We start from the raw sequence: 19,217 nt of genomic DNA, 5'->3' as shown, positions 1-19,217 counted from the left end.
AAAAATAAAATTAAGTATAAAAAAACCTGTTCACAAATAAGGGAACAGGTTTAGTATATAAATTGACAATAACTAGTTAAAATATTATTCTAAAGTAGGCACTTCTACTTCTTTATCACCTTCCCATTGTCCTACAACAGAAGTAGCTAGAGCATTTCCTAATACATTGGTTGCACTACGAAACATATCGCAAAAATGGTCAATTGGCAAGATCAAAGCAATTCCTTCAATAGGAATATCAAACATACCGCAAGTTGCCGCAACAACAACTAAACTAGCTCTTGGAACACCAGCAATTCCTTTACTCGTAAGCATTAATACTAACAGCATAGTCATCTGCGTTCCTAAGTCTAAATGTATTCCGTAAGCTTGTGCGATAAAAATACTTGCAAAAGTCATATACATCATACTTCCATCTAAGTTAAAAGAATAACCCAGTGGCAACATAAAGGAAACAATCTTGTCTTTGACACCAAAGCGTTCTAATTCTTCTGTTAATTTTGGAAAAACAGCCTCGCTACTTGTAGTTCCGAAAGCTATAATTAAAGGGCTTATAATTCTTTTTAGTAAAACAGTCATTCTACTTTTAAGAAAAATATAACCTACAAGAATTAAGACTACCCAAAGTGATGAAATTCCAATTAAAAAAGAGCCAAAGAACTTGAAATAGGTAATCGCTAATTCTTGAAAATCTCGTACTGCAAAAACTCCTGCAATCGCTCCAAAAACTCCAATTGGAGCAAATTTCATCACGTAATTAACCATTTTGAGGACAATATGAGATGTCTTTTCTAGAGCATTAGTAACTGGTTTTACGTATTCTCCTAATGATGCAGCTGCAAGACCAAAGAAAATAGAGAAAATTACAATTTGTAAAATCTCATTGGTAGCCATGGCTTCAAAAATACTTTTAGGAACAATATGCTCAATGAAATTTTCGAATGAAATATTTTGGGTTTTACCAGTAACTTCTGAAGCTGAAGCCAAATCAATACTTGGTAAATTAAGTCCTACACCTGGTTTAAGTACGTTTACAAAAAACATTCCTAATAATAAAGATATAAATGAAGCTGTAAAAAACCACCCCATTGCCTTACCACCAATTCTACCTACTGCTTTTATATCCCCAAGTTTAGCAATTCCTACAACCAAAGTTGTAAAGACTAACGGAGAAATAATCATTTGCACTAATCGAATGAAAACAGTTGCTAAGATTTTAATTTTTTTACTAAAGGCTTCTGCATCGGCTGGTGAAATATAATTGTGTATGATGATGCCTAAAATAGCACCCAAAACCATAGCAATTAATATTTGTCCTGTTAATCCTGAAAAGAAGGATGTTTTCTTTATTGTATTGGTATCCATTAAATTTAGATATTTAGTTTTATAGTGGTATAATTACTTTATCATTATAAAATTTGACGTGCAATTACTACTAGAAAAAATGTTAAAGATTAATATTAATATATTTTGTTAATCAAATAAAAATCAGCTAATACAATGGCTGCCATTGCTTCAACTATTGGCACAGCACGTGGAACAACGCAAGGATCGTGACGTCCTTTTCCTGTCATTTCAGTGATTATTCCTTTATTGTCTAATGATTCTTGTTTTTGCATTATAGTTGCCACCGGTTTGAAAGCAACACGGAAATAAATATCCATTCCGTTACTAATACCACCTTGAATTCCACCAGAAAGATTTGTTTTAGTTGTTCCATCTGGATTGTACAAATCATTATGCTCGCTTCCCTTCATTTTGGCACCACAAAATCCACTTCCAAATTCAAAACCTTTGACTGCATTAATGGATAACATTGCTTTTCCTAGTTCAGCATGAAGTTTGTCAAACACAGGTTCACCTAATCCAATTGGTACATTTTGAATCACACAAGTTACCGTACCACCAACAGTATCACCTTGTTTTCTAATGTCACGAATGTAATCTTCCATTTTCGTTGCCATTTCGATATCAGGACAACGTACAGGATTACTTTCTGTTTTAGAAAAATCTAAATCTTGGTAAGGTTTCTCTAAAAATAGAGGTCCAACAGAAGAAACATATGCATTGATTTTTATCTCAGGTAAAATTTGTTTAGCTATTGCTCCTGCCACTACTCTACTAGCTGTTTCTCTGGCAGAACTGCGACCACCTCCTCTATAATCTCGTATTCCATATTTTTTTTCATATACATAATCAGCGTGGCTAGGTCTAAAATTATCTTTTATATGAGAATAGTCATCTGATTTCTGATTGGTATTAGGTATAATAAAACCAATTGGTGTTCCTGTTGTTTTTCCTTCAAAGATTCCAGACAAAAACTGAACATCATCTGGTTCTTTGCGTTGAGTAACAATTGAAGATTGACCAGGCTTGCGTCGAGACATCTCAAATTGAATATCTTCTAAGTTTATTGCTATTCCCGGAGGACAACCATCTATTATTCCTCCTAAAGCTTCACCATGAGATTCCCCGAAAGTTGTTATTCTAAAAAGTGTTCCGTAGCTATTACCTGCCATTATAAATAGTTTTAAACAAAAGTAACGTTTTAGTTTAAAGTTCAAAATTTTTGAGTTTAAACTTTTGAAAAACCAATACATTATTTAAGAATAAAATCTTTAAATTTTTCATTAATTAATTCCAACTTATATTAATCATATATTATTATTCCGTTTTAATTTTAATAGTGTAGAATTATCATTTATTTAATCTCAAAATTCTGCTTATAAACTTTAACAAAAATTTACTTAGGTTTATTTGTTCATGTAATAATTAATTATTGTTTTAAATCACAAATGTGGTAATTATATAAATAATGGCAATAATTTCATAAGAACCGGAAGTAGTTAAGAGTTACATTTGCGTCTTTAAAAACATACAATATGAAAAAAATTATTTTATCGGCATTAATGTTAATTGGATTAGCATTTACAGCTCAAGCACAGGATATATCTAAAAATGCTTTAGGTCTACGTTTAGGAGGAAATAATGGTTTTGGAGGAGAACTTTCTTATCAAAGAGGATTGTCTAAAAGTAATAGACTTGAATTAGATTTAGGATGGAGAAATAGAAATAATTATGAAAATAGTGGATACGATGACAATGCTATCAAACTAGCAGCTTTATACCAATGGGTATGGAACATTGATGGTGGTTTTAATTGGTATGCTGGTGTAGGTGGTGGAGTTGGTAACTATAGCTACGATGTTAAAAATGACAAACGTTATAGCGACACTTTTGTATTTGCAGCGGGTGATATCGGAATTGAATACAACTTTGATTTTCCTTTATTAATATCATTAGATTTCAGACCTGAGTTTGGAGGAAATGGTTACTACAAAAACAATTATGGTTCAGATATTGCTTTAGGACTAAGATTCCAGTTCTAATCTAAAAATATATTAAAAAAAGGCTATTCATCTGAATAGCCTTTTTTTTTATTTAATAATGAGATGTTTTTTAGAATTTATTTTAACCACACAGAATGGATTTGTAAACCCTTGTGTTACCATTGCTCCTGCTTCCGGATTAGTTTCTTTTACAGTTACTATTATATCGTTATCTGTCTCAACAACATTTTCAATACCAATTGCATAACCTCCAGATGTCTTTTCTCCCATATTTAAAATAATAAAATTAGAGCTCTGAATGTCAGTTTCTTTTATCTTATTTTTTAAATTATCATCCTCCTGTAACATTTTGATTTCATTAGGTTCAGAAAGTATTTCAAAAAAACGAATACTCGCTCCTCCATTAGATTGCTGCGTTAATACTTCATAAAGTTTATTATGACCTTCATTTTTTGTAGCATTAGTTGTACTACAAGAAAATAAGGTTATGGCAAATAAGGATAGAAAAGTTTTTTTCATTTAATAATTATTTAATTAGTATCGATGACTTTTAATGGTCTTGTAATTTTTAATGACTTTATACCGCTGTTTATAAATATTTATTAATAGCTTTTTGATAAAGGTCTTCATAAAGAGGAAGTATATTTTTAATATCAAACTGTTTTGCAACGGATAAAGCATTCTCTTTAAACTTTTCTAATGTAGCATCATCTTTTAAAATTTTTAAAGCATTTTTTGCCATATCTTCTATATTACCTACATTACTTAAGTAGCCTGATATTCCCTCAAAATTAACTTCTGGTAAACCACCTGAATTACTGGATATAACTGGAACACCGCAGGCCATAGCTTCGAGCGCGGCTAAACCAAAACTTTCGGTTTCTGATGGTAATAAAAATAGATCTGTTAAACATAAAATCTTATCAATTTCATTACTGTTCCCAAAGAAAATCACCTTGTCTTCAATACCCAATTCTTGGCATAAAACTTCTGCTTTTTCTTTTTCGGGACCATCTCCAACCATCATCAATTTAGCTGGAATTTCTTTTTGAATGTTGTAGAAAATTTTGATAACATCAGGAATGCGTTTTACTTTTCTGAAGTTACTGATATGGGTAATAATTCGTTCCTCTTGTTTGGCCATAACTGAACGTTGACAAGGAACGCCAGCATCTTTTACATTTTTATTCAATTCGATAAAATTGGGAATCACTTCAATTTCATTTTTTATATTGAATAACTTTAAGGTATCTTCTTTCAAACTTTGAGAAACAGAGGTTACAAAATCCGATTTATTGATACTAAAAGTCACAGCAGGCTTATAAAAAGGATGACTTCCGACCAAGGTAATATCTGTTCCGTGAAGTGTGGTAACCATAGGAAGATTTATACCTTCATCTTTTAACATTTGTTTAGCCATGTAACCTGCATAAGCATGCGGAATAGCGTAATGTACATGTAGTAATTCAATTTTATATAACTTTACCATATCGACTAATTTGCTAGATAAAGCTAATTCATAAGGCTGGTAATGAAATAATGGATATTCTGGAACGTTTACTTCGTGGTAATGTACGTTAGGACTTAATAAGGCTAAACGTACGGGTTGGCTGTAAGTTATAAAATGTATTTCATGACCGCGGCGGGCCAATTCTAAACCTAATTCTGTAGCTACTACGCCACTTCCTCCAAATGTAGGATAACAAACTATTGCTATTTTCATGTATGTAATTTAATAAAAACGAATTTAACAAAATAGCGCTGAGTTTTATTGAAATTTAAGTTAAAAAAAAGATCCTCATTTAAAATTTCATTCGCTGGATTCTAACTGCGTTTAAAATGGCCAATAAAGCTACGCCAACATCAGCGAAAACGGCCTCCCACATGGTTGCTAATCCTCCCGCACCCATTATTAAAACAACCAATTTTACCACAAAAGCCAAAGTTATATTTTGCCAGACAATTTGTTTTGTCTTCCTACCAATGTTGATTGCCGTAAAAATTTTAGTTGGCTGATCATTTTGTATGACAATATCAGCCGTTTCAATTGTGGCATCACTTCCTAATCCTCCCATTGCAATTCCAGCATCTGCCAAAGCTATAACCGGAGCATCATTTACTCCGTCTCCTACAAAGGCTACTTTTACTTTTCGACTTAACATGGCTTCTACTTTTTCGACTTTATTTTCGGGTAGTAAATTTCCAAAAGCTTCGTCAATATTTAATTCTTTGGCTACAGCCGAAACTACCGCCTGATTATCTCCTGAAAGTAAAATTGTTTTAATTTTTAGTTTGTGTAAACTTTCAATAGCCGTTTTAGCGTCTTCTTTTATTTCATCCGCAATAATAAAATGACCTGCATATTTTTGATTGATCGCTACGAGGATTGTAGTGTACGGTATCGAATCTAATTCTAAATCATAATTGATATTCAATTCCTTCATCAATTTAGGATTGCCAACTGCAATTTCTTTTCCATCTATAACTCCTTTCAATCCCATACCAGGAATTTCTTTTACATCGGCAACAACAATCTCCTTATAGTTATCTTTAGCATATTGTACTATTGCTGAACCTACTGGATGAGTTGATTTCGCTTCAATTGCGGCAGTATATTGTACTAAATCAGTTTCGGAAACACCAATAGCAACTACTTTTTGCACTTTAAAAACCCCTTTAGTCAAGGTCCCTGTTTTGTCCATTACTACTACTTGAATAGCCGCCATTACGTCTAGAAAAGTGGATCCTTTAAACAATATTCCGTTTTTACTAGCAGCTCCTATTCCGCCAAAATAGCCTAGCGGAATGGATATAACCAATGCACAAGGACACGAAATAACTAAGAAAATTAAGGCTCTGTACAACCAATCTTTAAATATATAATCGTCAACAAATAGCATTGGAATCAAACAAATTCCTATCGCCAGATAGACAATTATTGGTGTATAAATCTTGGCAAACTTTCTAATAAATAATTCTGTAGGTGCTTTTTTGGTGGAAGCTTCTTGAACCATTTCTAGAATTTTAGACAACTTACTATCTTTAAATTCAGTTGTTACTTCTACAAGAGCAAGAGCGTTAAGATTGATCATTCCGGCTAGAATAGTCTCTCCTTTAGATTTAGAATCAGGTTTACTTTCTCCGGTTAATGCAGCCGTATTAAAAGTCGCATGATCCGAAAGTAATTTACCATCTAAAGCTAATTTCTCTCCTGGTTTTAATTCAATAATTTCACCAATCGTAACTTCAGAAGCTTGCTTTGAAATGATTTTATTTCCTTCTAAAACATTAGCTACATCTGGTCTTTGATCTAATAATGATTTAATATTGGATTTGGCTTTTCTTACTGCTAGCATTTGAAACAGTTCTCCAATAGAGTAAAACAACATTACAGCTACTCCTTCAGCATATTGACCAATGCCAAAAGCACCAACAGTTGCAATGCTCATTAGAAAAAATTCAGAAAAGATGCCACCCTTTCTAATACTTTGAATCGCCTCTTTCAAAACAGGTAGTCCAACAGGCAAATAAGCAACAATGTACCAAATAATTCTGATCCAGTCTTTGAACCAAGATGGAACAATTATATGATCGAATAACAAGCCAACGATCAATAAAACGAAACTGATTATAGAGGGTAAAAATAATTGTATTGTACTTCCGTTTGTTTCGCCATGGTCGTGATCGTGTCCAGAATGATCTTCAGAATCCTCTTCTGAAGAACAACAACCGGAAGTTGTATGAGTCTTTTTATGAGTTGTTTTTTTCTTTGGAGTACAGCACTCCTCATTGTATTGATCTTCTTGATTATCTGAATGTTTCATTTTTAATAATTTTATCTTTCATGAAGAAAGAAAAGTAAATAATAACTAGAACTGTAGCAATTCCAGTTGTAATAAAGGTAGTAGACGCTCCAAACTGGTACCAAATTAGACCCGCCAAAGAACTCGCAATAAGCGCACTTATACTTTGAAAACCACTATAAGTTCCTATCGCAGTAGCAGTGTCTTTCTTGTCACTAATATTGCTAATCCATGCTTTTGATATTCCTTCAGTGGCTGCAGCATAAACGCCGTATAAAAAGAAGAATAAAATAATAAAATATTTATTTTCGGTAAAAGCCATTCCAAAATAAACCACAGCAAATAAGGTTAGGCCAAAAATAAACATTTTTTTTAAGCCTACTTTATCCGCTAGAATACCAATTGGTAAAGAAACAACAGCATAAACCAAATTATAAAAGATGTAAATTCCGATTACATAAGTATCGTTTAGACCCATTTGTTTTGCTTTTAGTAATAAAAAAATATCAGAACTATTAAATGCAGCAAATACTAATAATCCGATTACCGTTTTTTTATATTCAGATGGACTTAATTTCCAGTAGTTTAAAAAAGAGAAAAAAGAAACTTTTTTTATTGCAATTGGCTTACTATTCCTTTTATCTTTTAATAAAAATGACACTAAAACGGCTAATAAACCGGGAAGAAATGCCATATAAAAAAGAGTTTTATATTCTTGTGGATAATAATATAAATATACGAGAGCAATTACAGGTCCCAGAACAGCACCCAAAGTATCCATTGCTCTATGAAATCCAAAAATTTTACCTTTCGTTTCGGGAGTCGCTTCATCTGATAAAATGGCATCTCTAGCACCAGTGCGAATTCCTTTTCCAAAACGATCAATGGTTCTGGCAAAAAATATCCACATCGGAAAAATAAATAAAGCCATCATCGGTTTTGAAATTGCACTTAATCCATAACCAAACTGAACAAAGGGAGTCCGCTTGCCTGAGTTATCAGATAATTTGCCAAAATAACTTTTACTTAAACCTGCTAAAGCTTCGGCAAAACCCTCTAGAACTCCTATTAAAACAATCGAAAAGCCAATTGTTCTGAGGTAAATAGGCATAATGGGATATAGCATTTCGCTTGCCATATCGGTAAATAAACTTACTAATGATAGTATCCAAACCGATCTTGAAATATACTTTAACATTCCCATCTTTCGATAATTTTATTTCGTAAAAGCTATTTCAATTCGTTGTTTTTCAGAACTTTTTGTTCTTCTTTACTGTTCTTATTGATCCACTTATTTAATTTATAACTCAAGTAAGCCGATCCACTACCTATTATTGCTCCTGCTAAAACATCAGAAGGATAATGAACACCCAAGTGCATTCTAGAATACCCTACGGCAGAAGCCCATGCAAATGAAGGAGCAATAATATACCATTTTGGATATTCCATACTTAATGATGTGGCAGTGGCAAATGCTACAGAGGTATGCCCTGAAGGAAATGAAAACCCAGGTCCGGCAGTTCCTTTTTCAATATCAGTGTATGCATCAAAAGGACGTTGCCTTTTTGTTGTATATTTTAAAGCAGTAGTAATAAAAGCCGAAACTACAAATGATTCACCAATAAATAAGGCTGTCTTTTTGGTAGTGCTGTCTTTTTTTATAATTCCTACAGAATAAATAATTAAAGGGGTTGCAATACTAATGGGTAAAGCACTATTGGTAACAACTCTAAATGTGCCGTCTAAGGATGTATTTCTGTTTACATTAATATTACGCAAAATATCGACATCAATGTTTTGTGCATTCATAAGACTGACACAAAAAAACAATCCCAAAAAGTTAATGATTTTCAAAAAAGGAGTCCTTGTATTCATACCGAAATTTTTCCTATCAAATGTAACATATTCTGATTAAAAAAACTCATAGGATTTAGAAAACAAACATTAGATTTTAGTAGCTTAAACTTTAGAAATCTAAAATCAATTTAATAATTATTCTACAATTAAAAAAGAAAATAAAGCATATTGATTTATTATCTAATAATTGCATCATAAATAACTTGCTGTATGTTTTCACGAATGTTAGCCTTAGACAATCTATTTTCTGTAGCTACTGGAAAAGTTCTATTAGATAAAAATACATACACAATTTGAGTTTCTGGATCTGCCCAAGCCATTGTACCAGTGTAACCGGTATGACCAAAACTAGTCATTGAAGCACATCCGCAGGTAGGACCCGAAGTGCCTAGTTGAGGCTTGTCAAAACCTACGCCTCGCCTATTTCCTTCTGCACAAAAGTAACAAGTGTTAAAATCATCAAATGTTTTTTCAGAAAAATATTGTTGATTTCCGTAACTTCCTTTTTGCAGATAAAGTTCCATTATTTTAGCAACATCCATAGCATTTGAAAATACACCTGCATGTCCTGAAACACCGCCTTCTAAAGCAGCTGTTAAATCATTTACATATCCTTGCAAAAGCTGATGACGGAAATAAGCATCTGTTTCTGTTGGTGGAATTCTATTTTTATCAAATTTTGCCAATGGATTAAAACTAGAATTATTCATACCTAACGAACGATAAAAATTTTCTTGAATTAAAACATCTAATGTTTTACCAGTTGTTTTCTCTAAATAATCCTTCAAGATCATGAAGGTTAAATCACTATATTTATATTCTTTTTTTATGGAAATTTTACTTTTTACAATCATTTTCATGATGGTATCGCTAAAATCATTTCTAATAAATAGACTATCTCCTAACTGTTTTGTAAAATTAACTTCCGGTATTTTTCTAAAATAATCTTCAGATGGTTTTTTAGACTGATTCAATGCAGCTTTATAAAATGGCAATCCAGCAGGCAATCCAGCATAATGTGACAATAAATCCTTGAAACTGATATTTTGTTTATTAGAATCCTTAAAAATAGGAGACATTGTTCCCAATGTAGTTCCCAAATTTATTTTATGTTGATCATAAGCTATCATAACATTGGGCAAAGTGCCCAAAATTTTAGTTAATGATGCTACATCATAAATATCCGAATTTTGAACTTTAATCTTTTTATCGTAAGTGTGATATCCAAATGATTTTTGGTAAATTACCTTACCTGCTTTGGCTACTAAAACCTGAATTCCAGGTGTCATCTTATCCGCAATTGCTTTATTGGCAATACCATCAATTTTTGACAATATTTGGGAATTCATACCAACATTTTCTGCAGTAGTAAATCCTAATCGATTTAGTTTTTCTGTTGAAAGTCCATCATTAACTTTAAAAAAAGAATTAATAGAAACGGGTAATTTACCTTTTGCTTCAATCGCACCAAAAATTAATTCAGCAGAAACAATTTGAGAAATAGGACTATTTTGATAAGAAACTACCAATCCTTCAATACTATCAAAATTATCAAATGCCAACAATGAATAAGGTTTGGCAAAAACGTTTAAAATCACATTATTATTCTTAGCCAAAGCAACTATCTTAAGTAACTCATCTACTCTTAAATCATCATTCTTGAAGGCAATATCAGATTTATGATAGCCAATTATTACAGTTGTGTAAGAACTTAATTTAACCTGCAAACTGTCTATATTTTTATCATCTACTACAGTAACATCAGCATATTTTTGAAGCGTTGATACATACTTATCATTGTTATCATCACCAATTTTTACATAAGCTATCTTTTGTTTATCCAAATTTTTGATAGGCAATACTGCATCTGTATTTTTTAATACTGTAATGGCATTTTCATACAATTGATATTGTAGCGCCTCATTTGATACCAAATTTAAATCCGAATATAAATTTTCTGTTTCAATGGGTTTATAGGAGTTCAAACCAGCTTTGTATTTAAACTTGAGAATTTTTTTTACAGAAAAAGCCAATCTTTCCTCCGTGAATAAATCAAGGGAAAAAGCGAGCTTAAATTTCTGAATTGTAGCAGGAACATTTTCAGGAAATAATAAAATATCATTTCCAGCCATAAAGGCTTCAAAATTAACTTCACTAGGAACTTTAAAATCACTTACTCCTTTCATGTTTAAAGCATCTGTGAAAATAAGCCCTTTAAAACCTAATTCTTTTTGAAGCACATTTGTAACAATATTATATGAAAGAGAAGAAGGAAAATTAGGTCGTGATTCTAAACTAGGAACATTTAAATGCCCCACCATAACTGATGAAAGACCTTCATGAAACATTTTATGATAGGGATAGAATTCAAGTTCTTCTAACCTTTCTCTTGACGCATTTATTGTTGGCAATTCTTTATGTGAATCCTTTGAGGTATCACCATGACCAGGAAAATGTTTTCCAGTGGCAAATATATCCTGACTTTGAATTCCTTTCATCAAAGCAATAGCGTGGTCAGTAACCTTAAATTTATCTTCTCCAAAAGAACGAAATCCAATAATAGGATTTTTGGGATTAGAATTAATATCTAAAACGGGAGCAAAATTAAACTGTAAACCCAATCGTTTACTTTGCATTCCCATCTGGGTACCAAGTTTTTCTATTAATTGCATGTCCTGAATGGCTCCAAGGGTCATATTCCAAGGATAGCGATAGGTAGAATCAATGCGCATGCCTAATCCCCACTCTGCATCAATACCTATAAATAAAGGTGTTTTTGACAAAGCTTGATACCTATTTGTTAATTTAGCTTGACGAACAGGTCCACCTTGAAAAAAAATTAATCCGCCTATTTTATTTTCTTGAATGAGTTTATCAATAGCAGCGTAATGTTTAGCATCTTTATTCGAATAAGCTGCAATCATGAATAATTGCCCTATTTTTTCATCTAAAGACATTCCGTTATAAACACTATCTACCCATTTTTCACCTTCAGAAACTAAATCAAAAAGTATTGGAGTATTAGTAATGGCAATGCTATCAAGGTTTTGAGCTTTGACAGGAACGTTGGTTACAAGTATTTTATTCTTATTAATTTTTGTACCAACACAACTAGTAGCAACAAAAAGAAATAAGACATAAAAGGTAAATATTTTGATGCCTATTTTTCTCATTGGATAGTTATAATTTTAAAAGAAACGGCTATGCCAGCTATCAATTGCAGGAACTTCCCATGATTCATTAAATTCTTCGATATTATTTACCAAATTATTAAATACAATAGTATTCTCTGTAACGGCTTTATCCTTTACCATTTTTTTGAAATCAATCAGTGGTTTATGAGCAATATGTTCCCCTAACTTAAAAGTAACATTCATTTTATCCAGTAAATCAACACCATATTTCTGTTCTAAACTCTGGATAAACTCTACTGAAGAATCAATAGAACAACCTGTAGCCGCCTGAACGTCTTGATTTACGGCAATTATAATAAATCGATTGTATTTTAATTGGTAAGATGATTCTAAACTCGTACCATGTGCTGCCCATTCTTCAAGAAAAGATTGTAAAGCTGTTTCTATTTCAGAAAATTCGGCATCCGAAAATTTTCTATTCGATTGATAAATCCAAATTTTAGATTCTTCGGGTAAATTTTCAAAAGGAACGTACATAATATTTATTTTTTATTGATTTTTACCAACTATTAAAATGCAGAGACAAGTCCAAATCCTACTTGTTTACCATCATAATAAGGTATAAATACTGTTTTTTTATTCGTATTATTTTTTTTTGAAGACAACAAATTATTTACTGTAGGATACAACCAATAGGCTGCTTTTGTACTCAATATACCAATCCCTGCTCCAGCAACTACATCGGTAAGCCAATGTTTATTATTATACATTCTAAATGCTCCAGTACCTGCTGCTACTAAATATCCGGATATACCATACCATATTGAGGTGTCCTTATATTCTTGATACAACAACTCAGCACCCATAAAAGCAGTTGCTGTATGTCCTGAAGGAAAAGAATTCATGCTTGAACCATCAGGTCTTTCAACATTAAAAGTATGTTTAAAACTATTAACCGCTATTCCCATAATCAAATAAGAGGTAGCCAAAATTATCGTTTTATCTCTAAAGTTATTTTTGCCTTTGATCCCAAAAGCATCTAAAGCATATACAGAAGCCAATGGTAAATATTGTGAAAAATCATCAATAGTAAACTTTTTGTCAATGTCTTCTCGAACCTCTTCTCTAATTTGAGAATTAAAAGATTCTAATTGATCATTTCCAATCCCTATAATTCCATAACCTATTAAAACTGATGGAATAATTAGCTGCTTTACTTTAAAATGCAGTTCTTTATTTGTTTTTAAATCAAGACTATCCTGAATATTAAACTTATCAATAGTTTGAGCATGTATACTAAAACTAATTAGCATTATTATGAAATATAGTATGCCTTTATAAACCATAATACAATCTAATAAAAGTTAGTCTTATTACTTACAAATCCTGTGCATTAGCAATTAACTCCGCAATATCCATTACTTTTACATCACCTTCTTTTTCTTTAACCTTGATACCATCAGTCATCATCGTATTACAAAAAGGGCAACCTGTGGCAATTATTTCTGATTGTGTTTCTAAGGCATCTTCTGTTCTTTCAACATTTATTTCTTTGTTACCAGGTTCTGCGTCTTTGAACATCTGAGCTCCACCTGCACCACAGCATAATCCATTAGCTTTAGAACGTTTCATCTCTACTAACTCAGCATCTAGCTTAAGAATTAAATCTCTTGGAGCTTCGTATACTTTATTTGCTCTTCCCAAATAACAAGGGTCATGAAAAGTAATACGTTTTCCTTTAAACTGTCCGCCTTCAATAGTAAGTCTTCCATCATCTAGTAAAGACTTTAGAAATTCTGTATGATGAACTACTTCATATACACCACCTAATTCTGGGTATTCATTTTTTAGAGTATTGAAACAATGTGGGCAAGCAGTAACAATTTTTTTTGCTTCATATGCATTTAAAACCTCGATATTCATCATGGCTTGCATTTGAAATAGAAATTCATTTCCAGCTCTTTTGGCTGGATCTCCAGTACAACTTTCCTCAGTACCTAAAACTGCAAAAGAAATATTAGCGCGGTTTAAAATACGAACAAATGCTTTGGTTATTTTTTTAGCTCTATCATCAAAACTTCCGGAACAACCCACCCAAAATAAAACTTCTGGTTGTTTACCCTGAGCTAACATTTCGGCCATTGTTGGCACTATTAAATTCTCTGACATAACGTTGTTTTTTTCAAATGGTTAAAATGTAATTTTAACTTTATTTAGTATTACTAATTTACTTTCGATTAATTTTCATTTTTCCAATTCAATCTGTCTTGCTGATTGTATTGCCATGGCGCACCATTATTCTCAACATTTGTCATCATTGCATTCAAAGGCATTGGTGCTGCAGATTGCTCCATAACTAAATAACGTCTCATGTCCATTATTATAGAAAGCGGACTTATGTTTACTGGACATTCCTCAACACATGCATTACATGAAGTACAAGCCCACAGCTCTTCAGGAGAAATATAATCGTTTAATAATGATTTATTGTCTGGTACAAAAACTCCTTTGTTGTCGTCTATATTTTTTCCTACTTCTACAAGTCTGTCTCTTGTATCCATCATAATTTTTCGAGGAGAAAGTTTTTTTCCTGTAATATTAGCTGGACAAACAGAGGTACATCTACCACATTCTGTACAGGTGTAAGCATTTAGTAATTGAACCCAGTTTAAATCTTGTACATCACTTGCTCCAAATTTACTTGGCGCTGCATTTTCATCAACAGGTGCTGCTGCAAATGGATCTGCATTAGGGTCCATCATTAATTTTACTTCCTTAGTTACTGATTCTAAATTATCAAACTGTCCTAAAGGTTTTAGATTGGCAAAATAGGTATTAGGGAATGCTAAAAGAATATGTAAGTGTTTAGAGAAATACAAATAGTTCATAAAAATCAAGATGCCTGTAATATGCAACCACCAGAAAATCTCAGTCATTAGCATCACTGACTCATTAGAAACTCCGTTAAATATAGGAGCAATAAATTGACTTACAGGAAAAGAACCTGCTTTGATAAAATGAGAAAAACCACCTGGTACATTTTGTAAATGCAAATCTGAGGCATTCATCAATAAAAATAAAGTCATTAAAACGACTTCAAAATATAAGATATAATTACCATCACTTTTTGGCCAACCCTTTAAATCAGAGCTAATGAATCTTTTTAATTTAATAACATTTCTTCTGATCCAAAAAACAGAAACAGCAACTAATACTAAAACTGCTAAAATTTCAAAAGAAGCGATTAGAACATTATAAGTAGTTCCTAAAAACGCGAAAATACGATGTGTTCCAAAAAGGCCATCAATTATAATTTCTAATAATTCAATATTAATAATTATAAAACCTAAATAAACTATAATATGTAGTATTCCTGCAACTGGTCTTTTAACCATTTTAGACTGACCTAAAGCAATCATAGCCATATTAGTCCATCTTGCTTTTGGATTATCAGATCGATTTACATCAGTACCAAGATTGATGTTTCTTCGTATCTTTTGAACACTCCTGAAAAAATAACCAAATCCAATAATTAAAAGGATTGCAAATAAAATATTGTCTAAATAACTCATAATTACTAATTTTTTACAGTAGATACAGAGTCCTTTTCAGGAGCCACATAAGGTTTATTTTTCTTTCCAAAAACAGATATATTAACGTAACGTGTTGGGTTAAGTCGTACATCTTGTAATAATAATTCTAGTTCTTTTGTTGAAGTTTTAATATTTTGATAAAAAGCTTCATCGTTTAGTAATTTACCCATAGAACCTTTTCCAGATTCTAAACCAGTAACAATACCATCGACTTTTGCTAAAGTTGTATTTAGATTTTGTACTGTTTTACCTAAATCTGCTTTATTAAGAGAGGAAGATATTTTAGAAAAATCATCACTTATTTTACTAAAGTTAGTAACAACTCCGTTTATTTGAGTTTTATTAGTATCTAATAAACCATTTACACTTTTTGAAGCAATATGAAATTGTTCTATGGTTTTGCTCAATTCAGCTAGCGTAAGTTTTAAATCTTGTTGCCCTTTCTGGTCTAAAACATTATTAAGTCCAGAAATTAATTTTTCAGTACTACCTAATAATTTCTCAAGCTTTTCTTGTAGTGGCGCTAATTGATCTCCTACTTTATCAGTAAGACCCATTTTTACACCTGCTTGTAACTTTTGTCCATCAACTGCTAAAGTTTTATCAGCAAAGTTCGGGATTATTGCAATTTGTTTTCCACCAATAAAACCGGGCTCATAAATAGATGCCACACTCGATTGAGAGATTGGGAAATCAGTTTTTAACTGTAATTCTACCAACAAAGCACCTGTGTTTTCATTAATAGTAATACTACTTACTTTACCCACGACTAAACCATTTAAAGTAACTGGAGCAGAGGTAGCCAAACCTTCTACACTTTTATATTCAACATAAAAAGTTTTGTAATTAGTAAATAGGTCTCTTCCTTTAAGGAAACTGTAGCCCCAAATAAATAATAATATAGATGCTATAACTAAAATAGCTGTTTTAATTTCTCGTGTTATTTTCAAAATTTAAGTATTTTTTACAAATTTAATATAAAATATTTGACTTGTTACTATTATTTAAGCGCTTCTTCAAGACTAATATTTTTTCCGTCTTTGAATGCAATTATATACGCTGAAGAATAGCCTTTGGATTGCACTTCTTTCAAATTCTTTTTGGCTTCACTGTAATCTGATGTGGCTCCATAGGAATATTTATAAAAGCTTGCTTTAGTAGATCTTACCGATACGTTTTTTAATCCTTTAAAGTTTGACGGAACTAATTTAAGATTTTGCTTTCCCGCCGCAAACTGAACTTTAAAGAGAATGCCATCATCTTCAACCTTTAGTTCTTTTTTATTATTGGTCTCCTCAAGAACACTATTTTTTGCTTTTTCTTTTGTTGATGTAACATTTCCTTTTTTGTATTTACTTTGTTCCATGTTTTTATTGTAACCAGAACCAAAATATTCTTTTTTATAGGAAATAATTGCAGTAGCAATAGCTTTGGCCATATTTTCTTGACCCACAGCAGAATTAAGATAGATTCCTTCTTTTTTATTAGATAAAAAGCCTAATTCGATCAATACACTTGGCATATAAGCAGCGTCTAAAACCCATAAAGGAGTTTGTTTTATACCTCTTGATTTACGATTCAGTTGATTTATAAAATTATTTTCGATCTTAGAGGCCAATTGAATACTTCTATCTAAGAAATCCTCTTGTAACATCTTTAATCCTATAAGCGTTTCGGGTTTTTTGGGATCAAATCCTTTATAAGTTTGCTTATAGTTTTTCTCAAACAATATTACAGAATTCTCTTGTTTAGCAATTTCTAGATTCCCCTGACTTCTGGTTAAACCCATAACAAAAGTTTCAGTACCATAAGGGATGGGATTTTTTACTGAATTACAATGTATAGATACAAATAAATTGGCATGAAGCGTATTTGCTTTTTTGGGTCTATCTACTAATTCGATAAAAACATCTGTTTTTCTGGTATGAATTACATCGATGTCTTTTTCTTTTTTAAGATATTTTTCTAATTTCAATGCAGTTTTTAGAGCAATTTCTTTTTCTATAAATCCATTATAGGAATTTCCTGGATCTTTACCACCATGTCCCGCATCTAGAATAACAACAAATTTAGTATTTGATTGAGAAAAAATGGATAAAGAAAAAAGTAAAAATAGGATTATATATAAGAATTTAATCTTTCTAATTAACTTCAAAATAGTAGTATGTTTGATTAAAATTTAAATTTATTATTTTAAAATGTAATTATTTAATAGCGTCTTGAACATTAATCTTTTCACCATTTTTATAAGCAATTAAAAATGCAGTATTATATCCTTTTCTTTTAGCTTCTTGCAAATCTTGTTTGGCTTCATTATAATCTGTTGTTTCGCCATACATGTATTTGTAAACATTATTTTCAAAACTAACTGAAATATTTTTTAAGCCATTAAAATTACTCGGACTTAATTCAACCTTTTTAATAGTAGCAGAAAGTTGAACTTTAAAAATAGGTTTCCCATTATCTTCAACCGGTTTTTTAGTCAATATTGGTTCTTCTGATGGAGTCGTAATTTTTGGCCTTACTGGAGTATTATCAGGAATTGGTTTTTCATTTATTTTTTGAGAAGGCAATTCTCCTGTTATTTCTATTTCTCCGTTCCCATAATATTCTTTCTTATAGCTTACAATCGCATCAGCAATGGCTTTAGCAATTTCATTTTGGCCTTCTTCTGAGTTCAATAAATTTCCTTCAATAGTATTAGAAATAAACCCAGTTTCTATCAATACTCTAGGCATGTATGCTTTATGAAGAACCATAAACGGAGCTTGCTTTACACCTCCACCTCTTATTTTTTTTCCTAAATCAGCAAAAGCATCTTCTATTTTACTGGCCAATGAAATACTATTATCAAGGTATTCTTCTTGCATCAATGTCATTCCGATCATGGTTTCAGGAGAATTAGGATCAAACCCTTCATATTTTTGCTTATAATCTTTCTCTAAAGTGATAACAGAGTTCTCTTTTTGAGCCGCCGCAAGATTGGAAGCTACTTTACTTAAACCCATTACATAAGTCTCAGTTCCATCCGCAGCTGTATTTCTATTAGCATTACAGTGTATAGAAACAAAAATATTAGCATTAAATCTATTGGCAATATTCGCTCTTTCGATCAAGTCTATAAATACATCTGTTTTACGGGTGTAATTAATTTGCATTTGAGGAGTAGCTTCTAATATTTTTCCAACTTTTAAAACAATAGCAAGTGCAATATTTTTTTCAATACGTCCTTCATAGACAGCACCAAAATCATGTGCGCCATGACCTGCGTCTAAAGTAACTCTAAAAGTAGTAGATTGACTGAATACTGATGCCGAAATCACCATTAAAATAAAAGTTACAATTATTTTAATTTTATATATTTTATGCATAAAGCTATAAGTTAATTTAATTAAAAGACTTCTGTCATAAATTTATTTGACTATTTTTGACGAATAATAATATGTAATTCTGAGAATTCAAAAAACAAGCCAGAAATTA

The 19,217-nt window shown here is 31.6% G+C and carries 16 protein-coding genes; 1 reads left to right on the top strand and 15 read right to left on the bottom strand.

Going from position 1 to position 19,217, the window contains the following annotated elements:
- Nucleotides 1–84 precede the first annotated feature (84 nt).
- Together H2650_RS08480 and aroC are read right to left on the bottom strand one after the other, a co-directional pair.
- Entirely contained in the window at nt 85–1,365 is a 1,281-nt protein-coding gene (locus H2650_RS08480; protein WP_188050375.1) for a dicarboxylate/amino acid:cation symporter, read from the bottom strand.
- Between the two features lie 95 nt (nt 1,366–1,460).
- Complete coding sequence (gene aroC, locus H2650_RS08475) at nt 1,461–2,519, bottom strand: chorismate synthase (RefSeq protein WP_188050374.1); 1,059 nt, start codon at nt 2,517–2,519, stop codon at nt 1,461–1,463.
- Nucleotides 2,520–2,882: 363 nt separating this feature from the next.
- Here aroC and H2650_RS08470 point away from each other — a divergent pair, with 363 nt between their 5' ends.
- Entirely contained in the window at nt 2,883–3,389 is a 507-nt protein-coding gene (locus H2650_RS08470; RefSeq protein WP_188050373.1) for a hypothetical protein, read from the top strand.
- A gap of 48 nt (nt 3,390–3,437) precedes the next feature.
- Here the strand turns inward: H2650_RS08470 and H2650_RS08465 are convergent, their stop codons facing one another.
- The 13 genes from H2650_RS08465 to H2650_RS08405 form a co-directional block, all read right to left on the bottom strand.
- Nucleotides 3,438–3,869, bottom strand: a complete 432-nt coding sequence (locus H2650_RS08465) for a protease complex subunit PrcB family protein (RefSeq protein WP_188050372.1) — start codon at nt 3,867–3,869, stop codon at nt 3,438–3,440.
- A 70-nt stretch (nt 3,870–3,939) separates the two neighbouring features.
- A complete protein-coding gene (bshA, locus tag H2650_RS08460) occupies nt 3,940–5,073 on the bottom strand; it encodes an N-acetyl-alpha-D-glucosaminyl L-malate synthase BshA (protein ID WP_188050371.1) in 1,134 nt (377 codons plus the stop codon).
- A gap of 79 nt (nt 5,074–5,152) precedes the next feature.
- On the bottom strand, nt 5,153–7,174 hold the full coding sequence (locus H2650_RS08455; RefSeq protein ID WP_188050370.1) for a heavy metal translocating P-type ATPase: 2,022 nt from the start codon (nt 7,172–7,174) through the stop codon (nt 5,153–5,155).
- Entirely contained in the window at nt 7,158–8,357 is a 1,200-nt protein-coding gene (locus tag H2650_RS08450; RefSeq protein WP_255462829.1) for an MFS transporter, read from the bottom strand. Before H2650_RS08450 ends, H2650_RS08455 begins: the two co-directional genes overlap by 17 nt.
- Nucleotides 8,358–8,383: 26 nt before the next feature.
- A complete protein-coding gene (locus H2650_RS08445) occupies nt 8,384–9,028 on the bottom strand; it encodes a phosphatase PAP2 family protein (RefSeq protein ID WP_188050369.1) in 645 nt (214 codons plus the stop codon).
- Between the two features lie 158 nt (nt 9,029–9,186).
- Entirely contained in the window at nt 9,187–12,183 is a 2,997-nt protein-coding gene (locus H2650_RS08440; protein WP_188050368.1) for a glycoside hydrolase family 3 N-terminal domain-containing protein, read from the bottom strand.
- A gap of 15 nt (nt 12,184–12,198) precedes the next feature.
- Nucleotides 12,199–12,681, bottom strand: coding sequence for an ABC transporter ATPase (locus tag H2650_RS08435; RefSeq protein ID WP_188050367.1), 483 nt, complete (start codon nt 12,679–12,681; stop codon nt 12,199–12,201).
- Nucleotides 12,682–12,713: 32 nt separating this feature from the next.
- Nucleotides 12,714–13,457, bottom strand: a complete 744-nt coding sequence (locus H2650_RS08430; RefSeq protein WP_255462828.1) for a phosphatase PAP2 family protein — start codon at nt 13,455–13,457, stop codon at nt 12,714–12,716.
- A 64-nt stretch (nt 13,458–13,521) separates the two neighbouring features.
- Entirely contained in the window at nt 13,522–14,313 is a 792-nt protein-coding gene (locus H2650_RS08425) for a (Fe-S)-binding protein (RefSeq protein WP_188050365.1), read from the bottom strand.
- Nucleotides 14,314–14,381: 68 nt separating this feature from the next.
- Entirely contained in the window at nt 14,382–15,716 is a 1,335-nt protein-coding gene (locus H2650_RS08420; protein ID WP_188050364.1) for a (Fe-S)-binding protein, read from the bottom strand.
- A 5-nt stretch (nt 15,717–15,721) separates the two neighbouring features.
- Nucleotides 15,722–16,687, bottom strand: a complete 966-nt coding sequence (locus H2650_RS08415) for an MlaD family protein (protein WP_188050363.1) — start codon at nt 16,685–16,687, stop codon at nt 15,722–15,724.
- A gap of 50 nt (nt 16,688–16,737) precedes the next feature.
- Entirely contained in the window at nt 16,738–17,892 is a 1,155-nt protein-coding gene (locus tag H2650_RS08410) for an N-acetylmuramoyl-L-alanine amidase (protein ID WP_223151089.1), read from the bottom strand.
- A gap of 49 nt (nt 17,893–17,941) precedes the next feature.
- On the bottom strand, nt 17,942–19,108 hold the full coding sequence (locus H2650_RS08405) for an N-acetylmuramoyl-L-alanine amidase (RefSeq protein ID WP_188050362.1): 1,167 nt from the start codon (nt 19,106–19,108) through the stop codon (nt 17,942–17,944).
- Nucleotides 19,109–19,217 lie beyond the last annotated feature (109 nt).

The sequence above is a fragment of the Flavobacterium sp. GP15 genome (genome assembly GCF_014281985.1).
Classification (GTDB): domain Bacteria; phylum Bacteroidota; class Bacteroidia; order Flavobacteriales; family Flavobacteriaceae; genus Flavobacterium; species Flavobacterium pygoscelis.
The sequence above is the reverse complement of the archived record's forward strand: the minus strand, read 5'-3'. Positions and strand labels throughout refer to the sequence as shown.